2 protein-coding genes are annotated in these 24647 nt (G+C 72.6%); both read right to left on the minus strand.

Features of this window, described 5'->3' with window-relative positions:
- Window positions 1–32: 32 nt before the first annotated feature.
- A complete protein-coding gene (locus AB0N81_RS13385) occupies window positions 33–12314 on the minus strand; it encodes an SDR family NAD(P)-dependent oxidoreductase (RefSeq protein WP_365357928.1) in 12282 nt (4093 codons plus the stop codon).
- Between the two features lie 49 nt (window positions 12315–12363).
- A complete protein-coding gene (locus AB0N81_RS13390; protein WP_365357929.1) occupies window positions 12364–24549 on the minus strand; it encodes an SDR family NAD(P)-dependent oxidoreductase in 12186 nt (4061 codons plus the stop codon).
- Window positions 24550–24647: the final 98 nt, after the last annotated feature.

A 24647-nucleotide genomic window follows, 5' to 3' on the forward strand; every position in this document is an offset into this window, starting at 1 on the left:
CCTGGTCAAGTCCACTCCTGGTTCCCTCCTGGTCAAGAGGGCAGCTCTCGGTCGATCAGCTCGAAGAGCTCGTCGTCCGACGCGGATTCGAGGTCGTGGTCGTCGCTCCCGGCGGCGTCCCCGCCGGTGTCGCCCGCCGCGCTCGCGGTGTCGTCGAGGCGCCACAGCAGGCTTTGAAGGCGCGCCACGAGGCGGCCACGCGTGTCCTCGTCGTGCGCGTGCCCCGCGATCACCGTCTCCAGCTTGTCCAGCTCGCCGAAGAGCGGCGCCGCCGGGTCGGCCCCCGCGGGGCACAGCTGCGTGCGCAGCTCTTCGGCGATGGCCGACGGGGTGGGGTGCCGGAAGATGAACGTGGCGGGCAGGCGCAGGCCGGTTGCGGCGGACAGCCTGTTGCGCAGTTCGACCGCCGTGAGGGAGTCGAAGCCGAGGTCCTGGAAGGGGGCGTCGGCGCGGACCGCGTCGGTCCCCGCGTGCCCGAGGACGGCCGCCGCGTGCGTCCGCACCAGGTCGAGCAGGGTGCGGTGCTGTTCTTCGGCGGTGAGCGCGGACAGCTTGCCCGCCCAGTCGATGTTCTGCCGGGCCGCCGTGGCGGCGGTCGGCCGCGCGGCTCCCCTGCCGCCGGCGAAAGCGCGGAGGAGCGGGGGGAGGGCGGTGGCGGGTTTGCCGGCGAGGACGCGGGGGTCGAGGTCGGCGGCCACCAGGTGAGGGCGGCCGTCGCGGTGGGCGGCGTCGAGGAGGGCGAGACCGTGGGCGGTGGTCATCGCCTTGACGCCGATGCGGGCCATGCGGGCGACGTCGGTGGCGCTGAGGGAGCCGGTCATTCCGGCGGGCGCGTTCTCGGTGTGGCCGGGCGGCTGGGCTTCGGTCGCGCCGACCATGTCGTTGCCCCTCTTGTCGTGCGCGGCTTCCCCCTTGTCGTGCGCGGCCTCCCCCTTCTCGTGCGCGGCCTCCCCCTTGTCGTGCGCGGCCTCCCCCTTCTCGTGCGCGGCTTCCCAGAGGCCCCATCCGACCGAGAGTCCTGCCTGCCCCCGAGCCCTGCGGTGCTGCATCAGCGCGTCGCAGTACGCGTTGGCCGCCGCGTAGTTGGCCTGCCCCGGGCTGCCGAGCGTCGCGGCCGCCGAGGAGAACACGACGAACAGTCCGAGACGCTGGTCTCGGGTCGCCTCGTCCAGGTTCGCGGCGGCGGCAGCCTTGGCCGCCCATACCCGCGCAAGCCCGTCCCGCGTCTGCGCGGTCACCACCGCGTCCTCCAGCACACCCGCCGCGTGCACGACGCCGGTCAGCGGATGCGCTGGGTCCGTCTTGCCGACGAGCTCCGCCACTGACGCGGGATCGCCCACATCAGCCGCAGCGAGGGTTGCTTCTGCGCCCAACTCGGCTATGCGAGCCATGAGTTCCTCAGCACCCGGGGCGTCGGGGCCGCGTCGGCTCGCCAGCAGCAGATGCCGTACGCCCCACTCCCGCACCAGGTGCTCCGCCACGACCTGCCCCAGCGCGCCGGTGCCACCGGTGATCAGCACCGTGCCCTCAGGGTCGAGCGGGGCGGGTACGTCGAGCACGAGCTTGCCCGTGTGCTTCGCCCGGCTCATGAACCGGAGCGCCTCGCGTGCCCTGTCCAGCGGCCAGGAACGCACGGGCAGGGGGGCCAGGGTCCCTGACGCGAACTTCTCGCCGAGGTCCCGCATCATGACCTCGATGAGGTCGGGCCCGGCGTCGGTGACGAGGTCGTAGACGGTGTACGTGACGCCCGGGTACTCCGCGCCCACCTCCTCGGGCTCCCGCAGGTCCGTCTTGCCCATCTCCAGGAACCGGCCCCCGCCCTCCCCCAGCAACCGCAGGGAGGCGTCGATGAACTCGCCGGTGAGGCTGTTGAGTACGACGTCCATGGTCCGGCCGTCGGTGGCCTGCCGGAACGCGTCCTCGAAGGCGAGGTCCCGGGAGGACGCACGATGGGCGGCGTCGATCCCCATCTCCTCAAGCACGGCGTGCTTGGCCGGGCTCGCGGTGGCGAACACCTCGGCTCCGAGGTGCCGGGCGATCCGCACCGCCGCCATGCCCACTCCACCCGTGGCGGCATGGATCAGCACGCGCTCGCCCGCCTTCAACCCGGCCAGCTCGACCAGGCCGTACCAAGCCGTCAGATACGCGACGGGCATCGCGGCCGCCTGCCGCATGTCCCAGCCCCTCGGGACCGGCGCGACCATCCGCGTGTCCGCGACGGCCGTCGGCCCGAAGGAACCGTGGAGTACGCCCATGACGCGATCGCCCACCGACAGGTGCGTCACCTCCGGGCCGACCTCTGTCACGACACCGGCGCCTTCGCCGCCCAGGCCGATCTGCCCCGGCACCATGCCGAGACCGACCAGGACGTCGCGGAAGTTGATGCCCGCCGCGTGGATGGCGAGGCGCACCTGGCCGGGCCCCAGAGGCTCAAGCACCTCGGGGTACGCGACCGGCGCCACGCCTTCCAGCGTCTCGGCGCTCCCCTTGTCCAGGCGCCAGGCGCGGTCATCGGGCAGAGTGATACCGGCACCACCGCTTGCGCGAACAAGTCGGGGAATCAGAAGTGTGCCTTCGCGGAGGGCGAGTTGGGACTCGTCGAGGTCTTCGACGGCTTGGCGCAGCAGAGACTGCGGCAGCACCACGCCGGAGTCATCCGCGGGCAAGGCGTCATCGATGTCGAGCAGGACGAGGCGGCCCGGATTCTCCGACTGCGCACTGCGCACCAGACCCCACACCGCGGCCGCTGACGCCTCCACATCGTCGTCACCATCCGTGGCGACCGCGGACCGCGTCACGACGAGAAGCCGGGACTCGACCAGCTCGGGCGCGGCCAGGAACTCCTGCACCGACGACAGCACACGCTCGGCAACCCGCAGCCCATCACCCGCGGAGGCATCGACAGGCGCCAGCACCGCCCACGGCACCTCATCACCCACCGACGCCACCACACCGGCCAGACCGCCGCCCTCGTCCGAGAGCGTGGCCCGACCGCCACCGTCGGACACGTCTGCCTGCGGAGCCGGAAGCGGTGTCCAGTCGACGGTGAACAGACCATCGTCCTGCGTCCGCGCGGACTGCAGTTGCCCGAGGTCGGCGGGCCGCAACGTCACCGATGCCACGCTCAGGACGTTCGCGCCGGTGGTGTCGGTGACCAGGACCCGCACTTCCCGCTCGGTCTCGTCGTGCTCGCCGGGCGACAGTCGCACGCGTACGGTGCCGGCTCCCGCAGCCCACAAGGAAACCTGGTTCCAGGTGAACGGCAGCCAGACCTTGCCGTCGTCCTGCGGTTGACCGTCGGACCAGTCGAGCAGCAGGGCCGGGTGGAGGGTGGCGTCGAGGAGGGCGGGGTGAATTCCGTAGCGGTCGTGCGCGTCGGCGGCCTCGGGCAGGGCGACCTCGGCCAGCAGGTCCTGACCGTCCCGCCACACGGCCTGTAGGCCTCGGAACGCCGGGCCGTACGCATAGCCTGCGTCGGCCACGCGCTCGTAGAAGCCTTCCAGGTCCACGGGCACGGTGCCCGCACCGGGCCATGCCCCGGCCCCTTCGACCGTTTGAGGCTCGGCTTCGGGGGCGAGGACGCCGGTGGCGTGGCGGATCCAGGAGTCCTCACCACCCACGGCAGCTGAAACACCGGCATCGGCGTCGGGGCGGCTGTAGACGTGTACGCCGCGCCGCCCGTCCTCCCCGGCTTCGTCCACCACGACCTGCACGCGCAGCCCCGACGCCGCAGGCACCACCACAGGCGCCTGCAACATCAGCTCCTCCACCGTCGCGCAGCCGACCTCGTCACCGGCCCGCAACGCCCACTCGACCAACGCCGCACCCGGCACCAGCACCGTCCCGCCGACCTCATGGTCGGCAAGCCACGAAGCACCGGACCGCGACAGACGCCCGGTCAGCAGGCACCCGCCCCGATCTGCGAACTCCACCGCCGCACCGAGCAACGGATGCCCCGCCGCCACCAGCCCCAGCCCCGCCGCGTCCCCACTGCCTGCACGCCCCGCCAGCCAGAACCGCTCCCGCTGGAACGCGTACGTGGGCAGCTCGACCGTGCGAGGCGCGGGGTCGGCCGGGAACAGCACCGACCAGTCCACATCCACACCGGCGGTGTGGAGACGGGCCATCGCGTCCACGAACGTCCGCTCGTCGGGACGTTCACCGGCGAGCGAGGAGACCAGCACCGGCTCGGGCGCCAGCGGATCGGCGAGGTCGTCCAGGGTGTGCTGGGCGGCGGTGATCAGTACCGGGGCGGGCCCCAACTCCACGAACACACGCGCGTGGTCGGCGAGGTGGGCGATAGCGGGCTGGAAGAGGACTGTCTGGCGCACATGCTTGGCCCAGTACTCCGCAGCCGTGATCTCCGCCCCGGCTTCCCGGCCCGTGACATTGCTGATCAGCCGGATCTTCGGTGCGGCGAACTCCACCCCACGTACCGCCTCGGTGAAGTCCCCCAGCATCGGCTCCATCAAAGCGGAGTGAAACGCGTGACTGACCGACAACGCCTTGGTCTTACGACCCTTCTCCCGCCACAGCGCGGCAACCCTCTCCACCTCACCCGAAGGGCCCGAAACGACCGTGGAATCCGGCGTGTTGAGCGCCGCGACACTCACACCGGAACCCTCAAGGTCCGCTGCCAGCTCATCAGGCGTGGCCTGCACCGCACACATCGCACCACCATCAGGCAGCGCACCCATCAACCGCGCCCGCGCACCCACCACCCGACACGCATCCGCCAGACCGAAGACCCCCGCGACATGCGCCGCCGCTATCTCACCGACCGAATGCCCGACCACCACATCCGGCCGCACCCCCACCGACCCCCACAACCGCGCCAGACCCACCTGCAACGCAAACAACCCCGCCTGCGCCCACATCGTGTGATCCAACCGCTCCCGCGGACCCCCGAACACCACCTCCCGAACCGAACCACCCAACTCCCCACCCAGCAGCCCGCACACCTCATCAAACGCGGCAGCAAACACAGGGAACCGCTCATACAACCCAGCACCCATCCCCACCACCTGACTGCCCTGACCACTGAACAGCCAGACCAGGTACCCGCTCGGGGCCACCGTGCCGTCACCGGGCCGCGTCAAGGCCGGGTGTGCCTCACCGGCGGCCAACGCGTCGAGGCCCGCTGTCAGTTCGGCGCGCTCGGATCCGACCAGCACAGCACGCTGCTCGAACAGTGAGCGTGAACGCAGCAGCGACCAGCCCACGTCACGTACCGTCGCAGCCGTGTCGCCCGCCACCGCCTCGCGCAGTCGGCGTGCCTGGTCGCGCAGCGCCTGCGGGCTCCGCGCCGACACCACCCACGGCACCAGCGCGCCGTCACCGCCTCCCGCGGCCTCCGGCTCCGGGGCAGGCTCCACATCCACCGGCTCGGGAACGTACTCCACGATCACATGCGCGTTCGTCCCCGACGCACCGAACGACGAGACACCCGCACGACGTGCGGTCCGGTCGGCCTGCGGCCACGGCACCGCCTCCGCCGCCAGCCGCACCGCACCCGACGCCCAGTCGACATGCGGCGTCGGCTCATCCACGTGCAGACTCGCCGGCACCACACCATGCCGCATCGCCATCACCATCTTGATGACACCCGCGACACCCGCGGCCGCCTGCGTATGGCCGATGTTCGACTTCACCGACCCCAGCCACACCGGCCGGTCCGCCGGACGCCCCTGCCCGTACGTCGCGAGCAGAGCCTGTGCCTCGATCGGATCACCCAGCGTCGTCCCGGTCCCGTGCCCCTCCACCACGTCGACGTCCCCGGTCGAGAGGCGGCCGCTCGCCAGCGCCTGCCGGATCACCCGTTCCTGCGACGGACCGTTCGGCGCCGTCAGACCGTTGCTCGCACCGTCCTGGTTCACCGCCGAACCCCGCACCACCGCCAGCACCCGGTGACCGTTCCGGCGCGCGTCCGACAACCGCTCCAGGAGGAGTACGCCGACGCCCTCGCCCCAGCCGGTGCCGTCCGCCGCCGCCGCGAACGGCTTGCACCGGCCGTCGGGGGCAAGGCCGCGCTGGCGCGAGAAGCCGGTGAACACCTCGGGCGTGGCCATGACGGTGACGCCACCCGCGAGGGCGAGATTGCACTCGCCCTGCCGCAGCGCCTGGGCCGCCAGGTGGATGGAGACCAGGGACGAGGAGCATGCCGTGTCGACCGTCACCGCCGGGCCCTCCAGGCCCAGGGTGTACGACACGCGGCCGGACACCACGCTGCCGGAACCGGCCAGCATGGAGTAGCCCTCCAGCTGGGCGTCCTGGGCCAGGCCCGCCGCGTAGTCGTGGTACATCACGCCGACGTACGTGCCGGTCGGGCTGCCCTTGAGCGTCGTCGGGTCGATGCCCGCCCGCTCGAACACCTCCCAGGACGCCTCCAGCAGCAGGCGCTGCTGCGGGTCCATCGCCAGCGCCTCCCGCGGATTGATCCCGAAGAACCCCGCGTCGAAATCACCCGCGTCAGGGAGGAAGGCCCCTTCGTCCGCGTAGCTGGTGCCGGGGTGGTCCGGGTCCGGGTGGAAGAGGCGTTCCAGGTCCCAGCCGCGGCCCGTCGGGAACTCCCCGACCGTGTCCACGCCTGCCGCGACCAGGTCCCAGAGCCCTTCCGGCGAGGTCACTCCGCCCGGGTACTTGCAGGCCATGGCGACGATCGCGATCGGTTCGTCCGTCGTGGCGGCGGGCAGCGCGACCGGCAAGGCGGGGGCCGTGGCCGTTCCGCCCAGGCGGGTGCAGAGGTAGGCCGCGAGGGCCTGCGGGGTGGGGTGGTCGAACGCCGTCGTGGCGGGCAGGCGGAGGCCGGTCGCCGCAGAGAGACGGTTGCGCAGCTGCACTGCTGTGAGCGAGTCGAAGCCCAGGTCCTTGAAGTTGGCCTCGGTACGCACGTCTGCCGCCGACCGGTGGCCGAGCACCGCCGCCACGCACTCGCGTACGACATCGGTGACGGCGGCCCGGCGCTCCGCCTCGTCCAGGCCCGCGAGCCGCCGCTCCAGGGCGCCTTGGTCGACGGCGGCGTCGGTCGCGGCCCTGCGGCGGGCCCTGCCCGTCAGGTTGCGCAGGATCGCGGGTACGTCGTCCCTGTTCAGGCCGCGTACATCAATACCGGCCGCGACCACCTGTGAGGTGTGCGGGGCGGCGGCGCGTGCCGCGTCGAGGAGGGCGAGCCCTTGTTCGTCCAGCAGTGGTTTCACACCGCCCGCGCGCAGCCGCGCCAGGTCGGCGTCGTCCAGGTGCCGGGTCATGGCGCTGCCGCGCGCCCACAGGCCCCAGGCGATCGACAGACCGGGCAGGCCGGCACCGCGACGGCGGGCGACCAGGGCGTCGACGAAGGCGTTGGCGGCCGCGTATCCGGCCTGGCCCGCGTTGCCCAGGACACCGGCGGCGGAGGAGAACATCACGAACAGGCCCAGCGGCAGGTTCGCCGTGGCCGCGTCCAGGTTGGCGGCGACGGACGCCTTGGCCGCCCACACCCTCGCCAGCTGGTCGGAGGTCTGTGCGGTGACCACCGCGTCGTCCAGGACGCCGGCCGCGTGGATCACACCGGTGAGCGGGTGCGCCGGGCCGACCGCCGCGATGAGGTCGGTGGTGGCCCGCGCGTCCGTCAGGTCGGCGGCGACGACGCGCACGGAGGCGCCCAGGCCGGTCAGCCGGTCGGCGAGGTCGCGGGCGCCGGGCGCGGCGAGTCCTTGCCGGCTGACGAGCAGCAGGTGCCGCACCGACCAGGCGCGGACGAGGTGTTCGGCAACGAGAGCGCCCATCATTCCGGTGCCGCCCGCGATGAGGACGGTGCCGTCGGGGTCGAGCGTTGTGGCGGCGCCGGGGCTGAGGTACGGGTCGGCCTCCGTGGTGCTTATGGGGGCTGTGGGGGCGGGGGTTGTGGGGGCGGGGGGTGTGAGGACGGGGGTTGTGGGGGTCTTGGCTCGGGTGAGGCGAGGGGCCAGTGGCTCTCCCGCGCGCACGGCCAGCTGCGGCTCCCCGGTGGCGAGGGCCCGCGCGACAGCGGCCCGGTCCAGCCCCGTCCCCGACCCGGTCCCCGCTTCTGTCCCCGTCACCGGCCCCGTTCCGTGGTCGGTGTCCAACAGGACGAAGCGGTCCGGGTGTTCGGCCTGTGCGCTGCGTACCAGTCCCCACAGGGCGGCGGCGGGGGCGTCGACGGTGGCGGGAACGGTGACGGGGCTCGGGTGGTCGTCCGCCGGGACCGCCACAGCGTGGTGGGTGATCAGCACCAGCCGGGTATCGGCGAGGCGCGGCTCGGCGAGCCAGTCCTGGAGCAGGTGCAGGGTGCGTTCGGCGACCGTCCGGCCGGATATGTCGAGTGGCGCGTCGGCAGGGACGGCTGTCTCGACGAGGACGGTCGCGGGGACCTGCGCCCCTTCGTCCAGGGCGGCCGACAGGGCGGGCACATCGAGGTGGCGGGGCATGTCGGGCCCGGCCCAGTCGGGTATGTCCTGGCCGAGCACCGCCCAGTCGTCGTCGCCGTACTCCGCGACGGCCGCCGGGGGCAGCGCGGTCCACTCCACGGTGAACAAGCCGTTGGTGACACTGCCCGCCCGGTCGGCCGAGCGCAGCAGTTCGGGGTCGGCGGGCCTCAGTGCCAGGGAGGCCACGCTCAGCACCGGCGCTCCGGTGGCGTCGGAGACCGCCATGCACAGTCCGGCACCGGCCTCCGTCCCGTCCTCCCTCTGCGGGGTGAGACGCACCCGCACGGTGGCGGCGCCGGTGGCCCACAGGGACACGCCGTTCCACGCGAACGGCAGGCGGGGGGCTTGCCCGTCGTCGGGTGCACCGTGGTCGCCGGATGCGCCGGGTGCGCCGGGTGCGCCGGGTGCGTCATGGTCGAGCAGAAGCGCCGGGTGCAGTGCGGCGTCCAGCAGTACGGGGTGGATGCCGAAGCCGTCGTGGCCGCCCGCCTGTTCGGGCAGCTCCACCTCGGCCAGCAGATCCTTGCCGTGCCGCCACACGGCGCGCAGGCCCTGGAACGACGGGCCGTACGCGTAACCGGCCGACGCGGCTTGCTCGTAGAGATCACCGATCTCCACCGGCTCGGCTCCCGCCGGCGGCCACTGTCCGCTCGACCCGTCCGGTACGTCACCGGGCTCGGGGCTGAGCACACCGGTCGCATGACACGACCAGCCTTCGTCCTGGCCCGCTTCCTCGTCGGAGTCCGAGCCCGAGTCGACGCGCGAGAAGACGCGCACCTCTCGTCGGCCGTCCTCCTCGTCGGCCGCGCCCACCACCACTTGGACCTGAAGACCCCCGGAGACGGGCAGCACCAGAGGCGCCTGGAGCGTCAGCTCCTCGAGGGTGGGGCAGCCCGCCTCGTCGGCGGCCTGCAACGCCCACTCGACCAGAGCCGCGCCGGGGACGAGCGTCGTCCCCGCCACCGCGTGGTCGGCGAGCCATCCCCCGCCGCCTGAGGCCGCGAGGCGCCCGGTCAGCACGAGCGCACCATCAGCGAGACCGAGCGCCGCGGGCAACAGCGAGTGCTCCAGCCGCCGCAGCCCGGCGGACCGCACATCTCCCACGCCGTCCACCGGCAGCCAGTAGCGGCGGCGCTGGAAGGCGTAGGTGGGCAGATCGACGGTACGAGGGGTCCCCGGCTCGGCCGGGAACCAGCGCCGCCAGTCGATGTCGGCCCCGGCGGTGAACGCGTGGGCGGCGGCGCGGGTGAGCTGGGTGGCGTCGCCGTGGTCGCGGCGCAGGGTGGGGACGACGGTGGCGGTCACATCCGCCTGCTCGATGGTCTCTTCCATGCCGAGACCGAGCACGGGATGCGCGCTCGCCTCGATGAACAGGCGGTAGCCATCAGCCAGGAGCGTTTCGATGGTGTCGGCGAAACGGACCGGTTGGCGGAGGTTCGTCACCCAGTAGTCGGTGCCGAGGGTGGTGGTGTCCGTCAGTCGCTCGGCGGTGACGGTGGAGTAGAACGCCACGTCGGTGGGGGTGGGTTCGATCCCGGTCAGGCGCTCGGTGAGGAGGGCGTGGAGTTGGTCGATCTGGGGGCCGTGGGAGGCGTAGCCGACGTCGATGACGCGAGCCCGGAGCCCCTGCGCCTCCGCGTCGGCGACCACGGCGGCCACATGCTCGGGTGGTCCCGAAATGACGGTGGAGGACGGCCCGTTGACGGCGGCGACGCACACGCCCGGACGGTCCCCGATGAGCTCGGCGGCCTGCCCGGCGCCGGTGCCGAGGGAGGCCATATCGCCGTGCCCTTGCAGCTGACGGAGCGCGTCACTGCGTACGGCTACGATCCGCGCGGCATCCTCCAGGGACAGCGCCCCCGCGACACACGCGGCAGCCATCTCACCCTGCGAATGCCCGATCACAGCCGCGGGTGTGATGCCGTAGTCGGCCCACACGGCGGCGAGCGACACCATGACCGCCCACAACGCCGGCTGCACGACCTCAACCCGGGACAGCTCACTCCCGTCCCCGCTCAACACCTCCGTCAGCGACCACTCCACATACGCCGACAGCGCCTGCTCACACTCCGCGATCCGCGCCGCGAACACCGGCGACTCATCGAGCAGTTGGGCACCCATACCCGCCCACTGCGACCCCTGCCCCGGAAACACCAGCACCGGCCCCGGACCCACATCCCCGGCGACCCCGGACACCACCGCATCCGACGCCGACGGGTCACCCGCCGCCAACGCGCCAAAACCAGCCGTCAGCGCATCCCAGTCACGGCCTATGACCACAGCCCGGTGTTCGAGGATCGCCCGGCTCGTGGCCAGCGACCAGCCCACGTCGGCGGTAGAGGCATCCGTGTCGTCCGTTTCGGCCGTGTCGGACGTCACGAACTCGCCGAGTCTGCGGGCCTGTTCACACAGCGCTTCCGGTGTCCGCGCGGAAACCACCCACGGCACCACCGCACCGGGCTCGGGCTCGGGCTCGGGCCTCGCGGACTCGGGCTCCGCGGGTGTTTCCCGGGGTGCCTCCTCAAGGACCACATGCGCGTTCGTGCCCGAGATGCCGAAGGAGGAGATTCCGGCGCGGCGGGGACGTTCGCCGCGCGCCCATGGGACCGGTTCGGTCAGGAGGCGTACGCCGCCGCCGTCCCACTGGACGTGCGGGGTCGGCTCGTCGACGTTCAGGGTGGCGGGCAGCAGGTCGTTCTGGAGGGCCATCACCATTTTGATGACGCCCGCGACACCCGCGGCGGCCTGTGTGTGGCCGATGTTCGACTTGACCGAGCCGAGCCACAGCGGCCGGTCGTCCTCGCGCTCCTTGCCGTACGTGGCGATGAGCGCCTCGGCCTCGATGGGGTCGCCGAGCCTGGTGCCGGTGCCGTGCGCCTCGACCACGTCGATCTCCGACGTGGAGAGGTGGGCGCTGGAGAGTGCCTGTCGGATGACGCGACGCTGGGAGGGGCCGTTGGGCGCGGTGAAGCCGTTGCTCGCGCCGTCCTGGTTGATGGCCGAACCCCGGATGACGGCGAGGACCTTGTGGCCGTTGCGGCGGGCGTCGGAGAGGCGCTCCAGGAGGATCAGGCCGGCGCCTTCGCCCCAGCCGGTGCCGTCGGCCGCGGCGGCGAACGGCTTGCAGCGGCCGTCGGGGGCGAGGCCGCGCTGGCGCGAGAAGCCGGTGAACACCTCCGGGGTGGACATGACGGTGACGCCGCCCGCGAGGGCGAGGTCGCACTCTCCCTGGCGCAGGGCGTTGGCCGCCAGGTGCATCGCCACCAGCGAGGAGGAGCACGCGGTCTCGACGGTGACCGCCGGGCCCTCCAGGCCGAGCGTGAAGGAGAGGCGGCCCGACAGGACGCTGGGCGCGGTGCCCGCGTACCCCTCGGTCGCCTTGCCTCCGGGGTCGCCCTGGGTCTGGTTGCCGGTGGTCGCGGCGCCGACGTAGACGCCGGTGGGGCTGGCCTTGAGCGAAGCGGGGTCGATGCCCGCCCGTTCGAGGGCCTCCCAGGACGTCTCCAGGAGCAGCCGCAGTTGCGGGCTGCTGGCCAGGGCCTCGCGCGGGCTGAAGCCGAAGAAGTCGGAGTCGAACCGGTCGGCGGCGCTGAGGAAGCCGCCTTCGCGCACGTAGCAGGTTCCCGGGTGGTCGGGGTCCGGGTGGTAGATGCCCTCCAGGTCCCAGCCGCGGTCCGTGGGGAAGGGTTCGATGGCGTCGTCGCCGGCGGCGACCAGCTCCCACAGTCCCTCGGGCGTCTCGATGCCACCCGGGAAACGGCAGGCCATGCCGACGACGGCCACCGGCTCCTGCCTGCGCTCCTCCACTTCGCGCAGACGCTGCCGGGTGTCGTGCAGTTCGGCGGCGACCCGCTTGAGGTAGTCGACCAGTTCCTCTTCACTCGCCATGAGAGTTCACCCAGCCTTCAGCGTGGTTGTCGCGCCGTGCACGGTCGTTTCACACACCCAGTTCTTTGTCGATGAAGTCGAGGACCTGGTCGGTCGTGGCGACCTGGAGCTGCTCCTTGGTGCTGCCGCCCGGGCCGGACGACGCGCCGGCCGCCTTCCAGTTGGACAGAAGGGCTTCCAGCCGGGCCGTGACCGCGTCGGCGTCGAGGTGTTCGACGCGGGCGGAGGACAGGGCGTTCTCGAGTTTCGCCAGGTCGCGGAGGACCGGGTCGGTGGCTTCCTGTCCGGCGGGGGTGTCTGTGCCGGGGGCGAGTCGCGTGCCGAGGTGTGCGGCCAGGATGTCGGCGTCCGGGTGGTCGAAGACGAGTCCGGCGGGCAGGCGGAGGCCGGTGGCGGCGGACAGCCTGTTGCGCAGTTCGACCGCGGTGAGGGAGTCAAATCCGAGTTCCTTGAAGGTGCTGCCTGTGGTGAGGCTTTCGGGGTGGTGCCCGAGCACGGTGGCGGCCTGTTCCCTGATGAGCCGCACCAGCGTGTGGTGACGGTCGGACGGCGGCAGGGCGGCAAGGCGGCCCGCCAGGTCGGCGGGCGGTGCGCCCGCCGACGCGGTCGGCCTGCTCGCGCCGCCTCCGGTGGGAGTCGCCAGGCCGCGCAGGAGGGCGGGCCGGGTGGCCACGGGGTGCGTGGCCAGGGTGCGCAGGTCGAGGTTGAAGCCCACCAGGTGGGGGCGGCCGTGGCGGTGCGCGGCGTCGAGGAGGGCGAGGCCGTGGGCGGGGCTCATGCCCTTGACGCCGATGCGTGCCATGCGGGCCACGTCGGTGGCGCTGAGACCGTTGGTCATGCCGCCGGTGCTGGGCCTGGCGCCGGCGCTGGGCCTGGCGCCGGCGCTGGGCCTGGCGCCGGGCTCGGCGCTGGACGCGTGGCCGGCCTTGCTGCCCGACTTGGCGCTGTCGGCCTCGGCGCTGTCGGCCTCGGCGCCGTCGTTCGGGGTGTCCCACAGGCCCCAGCCGACCGACAGGCCGGCCTGGCCCCGCGCCCGGCGGTGCTGCATCAGCGCGTCGCAATAGGCGTTGGCGGCGGCGTAGTTGGACTGGCCCGGGCTGCCGAGCGTGGCGGCGGCCGAGGAGAACACCACGAACATTCCGAGGCGCGCTTCCCTGGTCGCCTCATGGAGGTTCGCCGCGGCAGCGGCCTTCGCCGCCCACACCCGCGCGAGCCCCTCCGCCGTCTGCGCGGTCACGACCGCGTCCTCGAGGACACCCGCCGCATGCACCACACCGGTCAGCGGATGCGAGGAATCCGTCTTGCCGACCAGCTCCGCCACCGACTCCGGATCGCTCACGTCGGCGGCGACGATGCCGACCTCGGCCCCGAGCCCTGCGAGCCTGTCCGCGAGTTCGCTGCTGCCCGGCGCGTCCGGGCCTCGACGACTGGCCAGCAGCAGGTGGCGTACGCCCCACTCCCGCACCAGGTGCTCCGCCACGACCTGCCCCAGCACACCGGTGCCACCGGTGATCAGCACCGTGCCCTCGGGGTCGAGGGCAGGCGGGATCTCCAGCACCAGCTTGCCGGTGTGCTTCGCCTGGCTCATGAACCGGAACGCCTCCTGCGCCTTGTCCAGCGGCCAGGAACGTACCGGCAGAGGCTTAAGCCGATCTGATGCGAACAACTCGACGAGCTGGTCCAGCATCCGGCCGATGCGGTCGGGGCCGGCGTCACCGACCAGGTCGTACACGGTGTACGAGACGCCCGGGTACTCCCCGGCCACCTCTTCGGAGGCGCGCACATCGGTCTTGCCCATCTCCAGGAACCGGCCGCCCTCCCCCAGCAACCGCAGGGAAGCGTCGATGAACTCACCGGTGAGGCTGTTGAGTACGACATCCATGCCGCGGCCGCCCGTGGCCTCCCGGAACGTGTCCGCGAAGGCGAGGTCCCGGGAGGAGGCCCGATGAGCGGCATCGATGCCCATCTCCTCCAGCACGGCGTGCTTGGCCGGACTCGCGGTGGCGAACACCTCCGCACCCATGTGACGGGCGATCTGCACCGCCGCCATCCCCACACCACCGGTGGCGGCATGAATCAGTACACGTTCGCCCGCCTTCAGACCGGCCAGCTCCACCAGCCCGTACCAAGCCGTCAGGAACGCCGCCGGAACACCGGCCGCCATCCTCATGTCCCAGCCCTGCGGCACCGGAGCGACCATGCGCGCCTCCGCGATCACCACGGGGCCGAACGCGCCCTCGAACACGCCCATCACGTGGTCGCCCACCGAGACGTGGTCGACACCGGGGCCGACCTCCGTCACGACACCGGCACCTTCACCGCCCATGGCTCCGTACGCGGGGACCATGCCCAACGCGACGAGCACATCACGGAAGTTGATGCCCGCCGCGTGCACGGAGACACGTATCTGCCCGGGCGCCAAGGACTCCAGGACCTCCGGGCAGGCAACTGCCGCCAGGTCGTCCAGTGAACCGCCGTTCATCATCCGCAGGCGCCACGCCGGTTCACCGGGCGGCGCGACGAGTTCGGCAGAATGGAGGGCCCGGGTGAGGCGCGGGACGTAGAGCTCCCCTGCACGCAGGGCGAGTTGGGGTTCGTCGAGGATCTCGACGGCCTGGCGGAGGGTGGCCTGCGGTAGCGCACTGCCATCGAGGTGAAGGCCCCCATCGATGTCGGCGTCGGCGTCGGCGTCGATGTCGATGTCGAGCAGGACGAAGCGGCCCGGGTTCTCGGACTGGGCGCTGCGGACCAGGCCCCACACAGCCGCGGCGGACGCGTCCACGTCCCCGCCACCTGCTGTGGCGACCGCGCCGCGCGTCACCACGAGGAGACGGGACTCGGCGAGGTCCGGCGCGGCCAGGAACTCCTGTACGAGTGACAGCACGCGCTCCGCGACCAACAGGCCGTCACCGGTGGAGGTGGCGACAGGGGCGACCACCGCCCACGGCGCCTCCTCACCTTCCGCCCGCATCACATCGGCCACATCGGCCGGCCCGGAGCCGTCCGAGAGCGTGATCCACACACCACCGCCGTCGTCGCCGTGACCGCGACCGTGACCATGACCGGGGATATCCGCTTGTGGAGCCGGAAGTCGCGTCCACTCCACCGTGAACAGCCCCCGCACATCCGCCTGCTGGGCGGCAGCGAGTTGGCCGGGCGTCACGGGGCGCGTCTGGAGGGCGTCGACGTTCAGAACGAGACCGCCGGTCGCGTCCGTGACCGTGACGCTCAGCCCTTGGTCGGCGCTCTCCCCGACCGGACGGAGCCGCACGCGGACCGTCGTGGCGCCCACCGCCCGCAGAGACACGCCGGTCCACCCGAACGGGACGTAGAGCTGACCGTCGCCGGAACCAGAACCGTCCCGGAAGCGGGCCGCCAGGAGCGGGTGGAGGGTGGCGTCGAGGAGGGCGGGGTGGATGCCATAACCGTCACGCGTACCGGCGGCTTCGGGCAGGGCAACCTCCGCCAACAGGTCCCGACCGTGCTGCCACACGGCACGCAGCCCCTGGAACGCGGGACCGTAGGCGTACCCGGCCTCCGCGGCCTGCGCGTAGAAGTCCTCGACTCCCACGGGCTCGGCACCGGCCGGAGGCCAGGCGCCGCCCAACTCCTCAACCGCGAGGGCCGTTTCGGGGGCGAGCACGCCGGTCGCATGGCAGACCCACGAATCGTCGCCACCCAGGGAATCCGCGTCGGGGCGACCGTAGATCTGGACGTTGCGGCGCCCGCGTTCGTCCGCCTCGTCGACAACGACCTGCACCCGCAGACCGGACGCCTCGGGCACCACGACAGGCGCCTGCAACATCAACTCTTCCACCATTGCACAGCCGACCTCGTCACCGGCCCGCAACGCCCACTCGACCAGCGCCGCACCCGGCACCAGCACCGTCCCGGCCACCTCATGATCCGCAAGCCAGGGCACGCCCGACCGCGACAGGCGCCCCGTCAGCAGGCACCCGCCCCGGTCGGCGAACTCCACCGCCGCGGCCAGCAAGGGGTGACCCGCCTCCACCAGGCCCAGCGTCGCCGCGTCCCCGCCACCCGAACGCCCGCTCAACCAGAACCGCTCACGCTGGAACGCATACGTCGGCAGATCGACCCGCCCCGGCGCCGGATCAGCCGGGAACACCACCGACCAGTCCACCGAGACGCCGGTGGTGTGCAGACGAGCCACAGCCTGTAGGAACGCCTCTTCCTCCGGACGCTCCCCGGCGAGGGACGTGACCAGCACCGGCCGCGGGCCGTCCGACGCATCCAGGGTGTGCTGGACGGCAGTGGTCAGTACGGGAGCGGGACCCAGCTCGACGAACGCCCCGGCGTTCCCGGCGACTTGGGCGATGGCGGGCTGGAACAGCACGGCCTGGCGTACATGCTTCGCCCAGTACTCGGGCGAGGTGATCTCCTCACCGGCCCGCTCACCGGAGACGTTGCTCATCAGCGGGATCGAAGGCTGCCTGAAGTTCACCTCACGCAGCGCCTCCGTGAACTCCGTCAGCATCGGCTCCATCAACGCCGAATGGAAGGCGTGACTGACCGACAGCGCCTTCGTCTTGCGCCCCCGCTCCTCCCGCCACACGGTGGCGATCCGGCCCACCTCGTCGGACGGGCCCGAAATAACGGTGGAATCGGGGGTGTTGACCGCGGCCACACTCACACCCGTCCCCGCCAAGTCCTCGGCCAGCTCGTCGGGTGTGGCCTGCACCGCACACATCGAACCGCCCTCGGGCAACGCACCCATCAACCGGGCCCGCGCACCCACCACCCGGCACGCGTCCGCCAGACCGAAGACCCCCGCGACATGCGCCGCCGCGATCTCCCCGATCGAGTGCCCGACCACCACATCCGGCCGCACCCCGGCCGACTCCCACAACCGGGCCAGACCCACCTGCAACGCGAACAACCCCGCCTGGGCCCACATCGTGTGGTGCAACCGGTCCTCCGGACCACGGAAAACCGTCGCCCGCAGCTCCCCCGGAGCAACGCCCAACGACTCCTCCAGCAGCCCGCACACCTCGTCGAACGCGGTCGCGAACACCGGGAACCGCTCGTACAACCCGGCGCCCATCCCCGCCAGCTGACTGCCCTGACCACTGAACAGCCAGACCACATCTCCACTCGCACCGACCCGGGCCTGCGAGGAAGAAGGGCCGATCAGCGCCGGATGCGGCTCGCCCGCCGCCAACGCCTCCAGACCGGCCACCAACTCCGCCCGCTCCGCGCCCACCACGACAGCGCGGTGCTCGTGCAGCGCACGCGTCTTCAGCAGCGACCAGCCCACATCGGCGAGCGGCGCGCGGGACGCGTCACCGGCGAAGCCGCTCAGACGTCGCGCCTGGTCACGCAGCGCCTGCGGGCTACGGGCGGACAGCGCCCACGGCACTGGGCCGGCCGCCTCAGGCGTTCCAGTGCCGACCGACGCCGGTTCCTCCGCTGGTTCCTCCGCCGGTTCGGGAACGTACTCGACGATCAGGTGCGCATTCGTGCCCGACGCACCGAACGACGAGATCCCCGCACGCCGCGGACGATCCCCCACCTCCGGCCACGGCACCGACTCACCCGCCAGCCGAACCGCACCCGACGCCCAGTCCACATGGGGCGACGGCTCATCCACATGCAGACTCGCGGGGACCACGCCACGACGCATGGCCATCACCATCTTGATGACACCCGCGACACCCGCGGCGGCTTGCGTATGACCGATGTTCGACTTCACCGAACCGAGCCACAACGGACGGTCCTCCGGCCGCCCCTGCCCATATGTCGCCAGCAGCGCCTGTGCCTCGATCGGGTCCCCCAACGTGGTCCCCGTACCGTGGCCCTCCACCACATCCACATCCACGGCGGACAACCCGCCACTGGCCAGCGCCTGCCTGATCACGCGCTCCTGCGACGGACCGTTCGGCGCCGTCAGGCCGTTGCTCGCACCGTCCTGGTTCACCGCCGAACCCCGCACCACAGCCAGCACCCGATGCCCGTTCCTGCGCGCGTCCGACAACCGCTCCAGGAGGAGTACGCCGACGCCCTCCGAGAATCCGACTCCGTCGGCCGCTGCGGCGTAGGGCTTGCAGCGGCCGTCGGGAGACAGGCCGCGCTGGCGCGAGAAGCCCGCGAACATGTCCGGGTCGGCCATGACGGTGACGCCGCCCGCGAGGGCAAGGTCGCACTCGCCGTGCCTCAGTGCCTGGGCCGCCAGATGGATGGAGACCAGAGATGACGAGCATGCCGTGTCGACCGTCACCGCCGGGCCCTCCAGGCCGAAGGTGTAGGCGACGCGGCCTGAGACCATGCTGCCGGTGCTCGCGAGGTAGGAGTAGCCCTCCAGTTGGGCGTCGGCCGTGGGGAACGACTTGGCGTAGTCGTGGTACATCAGGCCGACGTACGTGCCGGTCGGGCTGCCCTTGAGCGTCGTCGGGTCGATGCCCGCCCGCTCGAACACCTCCCAGGACGCCTCCAGCAGCAGGCGCTGCTGCGGGTCCATCGCCAGCGCCTCCCGCGGATTGATCCCGAAGAACGCCGCGTCGAAGTCACCCGCGTCGGGAAGGAATCCGCCCTGGTCGGTGTAGCTGGTGCCGGGGTGGTCCGGGTCCGGGTGGTAGAGGCGTTCCAGGTCCCAGCCGCGGTCGGTGGGGAACGCGCCCATCGCGTCCCTGCCCGCGGCGAGCAGGTCCCACAGGTCGTCGGGGGAAGTGACGCCGCCCGGGAACCGACACGTCATGGCGACGATGGCGACCGGGTCGTCGTCCGTGCCGGTCCCGGCCCCCGTCGGCCGCTCACGTGATGCGGCCGGCGTGGGGACGGACGGAGTCGTGGGCGTCGAGGAGCCCGCCAGGCGCTGCACCAGGTGGGCGGCGAGGGCCTGCGGGGTGGGGTGGTCGAAGATGAGCGTGGCCGGCAGTCGCACGTCGCAGGCGGCCGACAGCCGGTTGCGCAGTTCGACCGCGGTCAGCGAGTCGAATCCCAGGTCTTTGAAGGCGATGTCGACGCCCACTTGGGCCGCCGAGCCGTGGCCGAGGGCGGCCGCGACGTACTCGCGTACGACATCGGTGAGGAGCCGCAGGCGGCCGTCGGCGTCGAGGCCCGTCAGGCGGGCGGCCAGCGCTCCGTCGGTGAGGCCCTCGGAGGCCACGCGCCGCCGTGCGGCGGGGGCGGTGAGGGTGCGCAGGAGCGGGGACAGGGCGTCGGTGACGGCGCGCGGGTCGAGGTCGGCGGCGACGACGTAGGCGTGGTCGTGGTCGCGGGCGGCGTCGAGCAGGGCCAGGCCGCTCTCGTCGGTCAGCGCGGCGAACCCGGTGCGCTTCATGCGTGCCAGGTCGGTCTCGCTCAGCCGACCCGTCATGCCGCTCGTCGCCTGCCACAGGCCCCAGGCGATCGAGAGGCCCGCGAGCCCCTCGGCCCGGCGGTGCCGGACGAGGGCGTCGCAATAGGCGTTCGCCGCGGCGTAGTTGGCCTGGCCGGGGCTGCCGAGCGAGGCGGCCGCCGAGGAGAAGACGACGAACAGGTCGAGGGGTGTCTCCCTGGTCGCTTCGTGCAGGTGGCGTGCCGCCGTCGCCTTGGTCGCCCATACCCGCGCGAGGCTCTCGGGGGTCTGCGCTGTGATCACGGCGTCGTCCAGGACTCCGGCCGCGTGGACCACACCGGTGAGCGGGTGCGCCGGGTCGACCGACGCCATCAGGCCTGCCACCGCTTCCGCGTCGCCCACATCGGCGGAAGCGATGGTCACCTTGGCGCCCAACTCGCTAAGGCGCGCGCGGAGTTCCTGGGCCTCGGGTGCCTGTTCTCCTCGGCGGCTCGCCAGCAGCAGGTGTCGTACGCCCCACTCCCTGACCAGGTGCTCGGCCACCAGTCGGCCGAGTACGCCGGTGCCGCCGGTGATGAGGACCGTACCGTTCGTGCCGTTCGTGTGGAGGCCATCGGTGCCTCCGGACCCGGCCGCCGTCTCGCCCGTCTGGGTCGCCTGCGCGGCGGCACGGACCAGTCGGGGCACGCGTACCTCGCCGTCATGGAGGGCGAGTTGGGGCTCGTCGAGGTGGGCCGCGCAGAGGGCCGACGCGTCGGCGAGCGTGTCGTCGGGGCCGAGGTCGATCAGCGTGAAACGGTCCGGGTTCTCCGACTGGGCACTGCGGACCAGGCCCCATACAGCCGCGGCCGCCACGTCCACGTCCTCGTCGCCGCCGCCGCCGAAGGAAACCGCCCCCCGCGTCACCAGAGCCAGGCGCGAATCGTGCAGGGGCGAGGCGAGCCAGGTCTGGACGAGGTCGAGGACGTGAGTGGCGAGTGCCAGGCCGTCGTCGCCCCGGGCGGGCTCGACGGGGGCGGCCACCAGCTGCGGCGCCGGAGCGCCCGCCTCTACGGACGCCAGCAGGTCCGCGAGGCTCGTGGTGTCCTCACCGAGTATCACCCACCCCTCGGAGGAGGCCCGGTCCGGCCCGGCCGGCCCGGCCGCGTTCTCCGGTGCGACCCACTCCAGGTCGAACAGCCCGTGCCGCTCGCGGTTCGCCGCCGCGGCGAGGCCGCCGGTGTCGGTCGGCCGGGAGCGCAGGTCGCGGACGGTGAGCACGGGCGCGCCGACGGCGTCGGCCACGATGATGCCCAGCCCCTGGTCGACCCGCTCGCCGAGCAGGGTGAGGCGCACCCGGACCGTGGTGGCCCATACGGCGTGCAGTGCCACGTCGTTCCAGGCGAAGGGCAGCCAGACCTGACCGGCGTCGGTGGGCGGCAGCAGGAGTGCGGCGGGCTGCAGCACCGCGTCGAGGAGGGCGGGGTGGATGCCGAAGCCGTCCGGGTCGCCGGCCTCCTTGGGCAGCGTCACCTCGGCCAGGACGTCCTTGCCGTGGCGCCACAGCGCCCGGACGCCCCGGAAGGCGGGGCCGTAGCCGTATCCGGTGCGGTCGGCCTGCGCGTAGAGGTCCTCCGCGGGCACCGGTTCGGCGCCGGCAGGGGGCCATGCGCCGTCCAAGGTCCCGGTGGCGCCGTCCGTCGGGTCGGGGCCCAGTACGCCGGTGGCGTGGCAGGTCCAGGGGCGTGCCGACGCGAAGGTGTCGTCGTCGTCCGGGCGGGAGAACAGCTGGACGTCGCGCCGGCCGTGCGCGTCGGCCGCGTCCACGACGACCTGGACCTGGAGGCCTCCCGTGTCGGGCAGGACGAGCGGAGTCTGCAGCGTCAGTTCCTCCAGGGCGGGGCAGCCCGCCTCGTCGGCGGCCCGCAGCACCCACTCCACCTGTGCGGCGCCGGGCACCAGCGCCTGGCCCGCCACCACGTGGTCGTCCAGCCAGGCGGCCGACTGCCGGGACACCCGTCCGCTGAGCAGGTGTACGTCGCCGCTCGCGAGGCCGACGGAGGCGCCGAGGAGCGGGTGTCCCGACGCGGCGAGCCCGAGTCCCGCGGGGTCTCCGGAGCGTACGCCGGTGGGGGCGAGCCAGAACTCCTGGCGCTGGAAGGCGTAGGTGGGCAGGTCGACGGTACGAGGGGCGGGGTCGGCCGGGAACCAGTGCCGCCAGTCGACGTCGGCGCCCGCCGCGAACGCCTGGGCGGCGGCGCGGGCGAGCTGGGCGGTGTCGCCGTGGTCGCGGCGCAGGGTCGGCACGACGGTGGCGGGCACCTCCGCCCGTTCGATGAGGCCCTCCATCGCCAGGTTGAGCACGGGGTGCGGGCTGACCTCGACGAACAGGCGGTAGCCGTCCGCGAGCAGCGCGTCGATCGTGTCGGCGAAGCGCACCGGCCTGCGCACGTTCCGCACCCAGTACGCGGTGTCCAGGCCGGTCGTGTCGGTGAGGTGGGCCGCGGTGACGGTGGAGTAGAACGCGACTTCGGTGGCGGCGGGCCGGATGCCGGCGAGGCCCTCCGTGAGCTGGTCGAGGATCGCGTCCAGTTGCGGCCCGTGCCCCGCGACGTCGGAGGCGACGGCGCGGGCGCGCAGCCCGCGTTCCTGGGCGTCGGCGACGACGGCGGCGATGCCCTCGGGCGGGCCCGAGATGACAGTGGAGGACGGCCCGTTGACGGCCGCTATGACCACGCCGGGGTGTCCGTCGATCAGGGTGACGGCCTGCTCCTGGTCCATTCCCAGGGACGCCATGCCGCCGCGCCCGGACAGCTGCCGCAGCAGGACGCTGCGTACGGACACGATGCGCGCCGCCTCGTCGAGGGAGATGGCGCCGACGACGCACGCGGCGGCGATCTCTCCCTGCGAGTGGCCGACGACGGCGGCGGGGCGGATTCCCTGGTCGGCCCAGACGGCGGCGAGCGCGACCATGACGGCCCACAGCACGGGCTGGACGACGTCGATGCGGGCCAGCTCGGCCCCGTCCCCGCGCAGCACGTCGGTCAGGGACCAGTCGACGTACGCGGAGAGCGCCTGCTCGCATTCGGCGATCCGGGACGCGAACACCGGGGACTCGTCGAGGAGTCGGGCGCCCATGCCCACCCACTGGCCGCCCTGTCCGGGGAACACCATGACAGGGCCGGGGCCGGTGGCGCCGACCGCTCCGGACACCACGTCCGGTGAGGCCTCGCCCGCCGCCAGCGACCGCAGTCCTTCGAGGAGCGTTTCGCGGTCCTCGCCGACGACGACGGCCCGGTTCTCGAACACCGACCGTGTCGTGGCGAGCGACCAGCCCACTTCCACGGGTGACTGCGGCTGCTCGTCGTCGCTCACGTGCTCGGCCATCCGGTCGGCCTGGGCCCGCAGGGCTTCTTCGCCCCGGGCCGAGACGATCCACGGGACGACCCGCGGGACGCTCGTACCCGCAGCCGGTTCCGGTGTCCCGGGCCGGGATGTCTGCTCAGAGGCTGTCTGCTCAGGGGGCTCCTCTGTGGGCGCCTCCTCCAGGATGACGTGGGCGTTCGTCCCCGACATGCCGAAGGCGGACACGCCGGCGCGGCGCGGGCGTTCACCGCGGGCCCACGGGACCGGTTCGGTCAGGAGCCGCACCGAGCCGGAGGACCAGTCGACGTGCGGCGTGGGCTCGTCGACGTACAAGGTGGCGGGCAGCAGTTCGCGCTGGAGTGCCATCACCATCTTGATGACACCCGCGACGCCGGCCGCGCCCTGCGGGTGGCCGATGTTCGACTTGACCGAGCCGAGCCACAGCGGCCTGCCCTCGTCCCGGTCGCGGCCGTAGGTGGCGAGCAGGGCCCCGGCCTCGATGGGGTCGCCGAGCCTGGTGCCGGTGCCGTGCGCCTCGACCGCGTCGACCTCGGCGGCGCCCAGGCCAGCGTTGGCGAGGGCGGCGCGGATGACGCGTTCCTGGGAGGGGCCGTTGGGGGCGGTGAGGCCGTTGCTGGCGCCGTCCTGGTTGACGGCGGAGCCGCGGATCACCGCGAGGACCTTGTGGCCGTTGCGGCGCGCGTCCGACAGCCGCTCCAGGAGGATCAGCCCCGCACCCTCGGCGAAGCCCGTGCCGTCGGCCGAGGCCGCGAACGCCTTGGAACGGCCGTCGGGGGACAGCGCGCCCTGGCGGGAGAACTCGGTGAACGCGCCGGGCGTGGACATCACCGTCACCCCGCCGGCCATGGCCAGGTCGCACTCGCCCTGCCGCAGCGCCTGGGCCGCCAGGTGCATGGAGACCAGGGAGGAGGAGCACGCCGTGTCGACGCTGACCGACGGGCCCTCCAGACCGAGGGTGAAGGAGATGCGGCCGGACAGGACGCTCAGCGCGTTGCCGGTGAGGAGGTGGCCCTCCACCGTCCTGTCGGGCTGTGCGCCGCCGAAGCCGAGCACGCCCGCGCCGATGTAGACGCCGGTGGGGGTCAGCCTCAGCGACGCCGGGTCGATGCCGGCGCGCTCCAGTAGCTGCCAGGCCGTCTCCATCAGCACCCGCTGCTGCGGGTCCATGGCCAGCGCCTCGCGCGGGCTTATCCCGAAGAACGAGGCGTCGAAGGCGGGGGCGTCGTGCAGGAATCCGCCGCGGCGCACGTAGCTGGTGCCGGGGTGCTCGGGGTCCGGGTGGTAGAGGCTCTCCAGGTCCCAGCCGCGGTTGGCGGGGAAGTCGTCGATGGCGTCACCGCCCTCGGCGACCAGGTCCCACAGCGCCTCGGGTGTGCGGGTGTCGCCGGGGAAGCGGCACGCCATGGAGACGATGGCGATCGGCTCCTGGGACCGCTCCTCCACCTCACGCAGCCGCTGGCGCGCCTGGCCGAGGTCCACTGTGACCCGCTTCAGGTACTGACGAAGCTTCGCTTCGGTACTCGACGCTTCGGTACTCGGCACTTCGGTACGCGGCACTTCAGTACTCGACATCGAACGTCACTTCTCCATCAGTGAAGGGCACAGGGGGACGAGAGGGGAAACGGGAGAGGCGGGAAACGGGTGGGACGGGGAGCGGGAGGGACGGGGAA

Origin of the sequence: Streptomyces sp. NPDC093510, from assembly GCF_040683555.1 — a bacterium.
Taxonomy (GTDB): Bacteria; Actinomycetota; Actinomycetes; order Streptomycetales; family Streptomycetaceae; genus Streptomyces.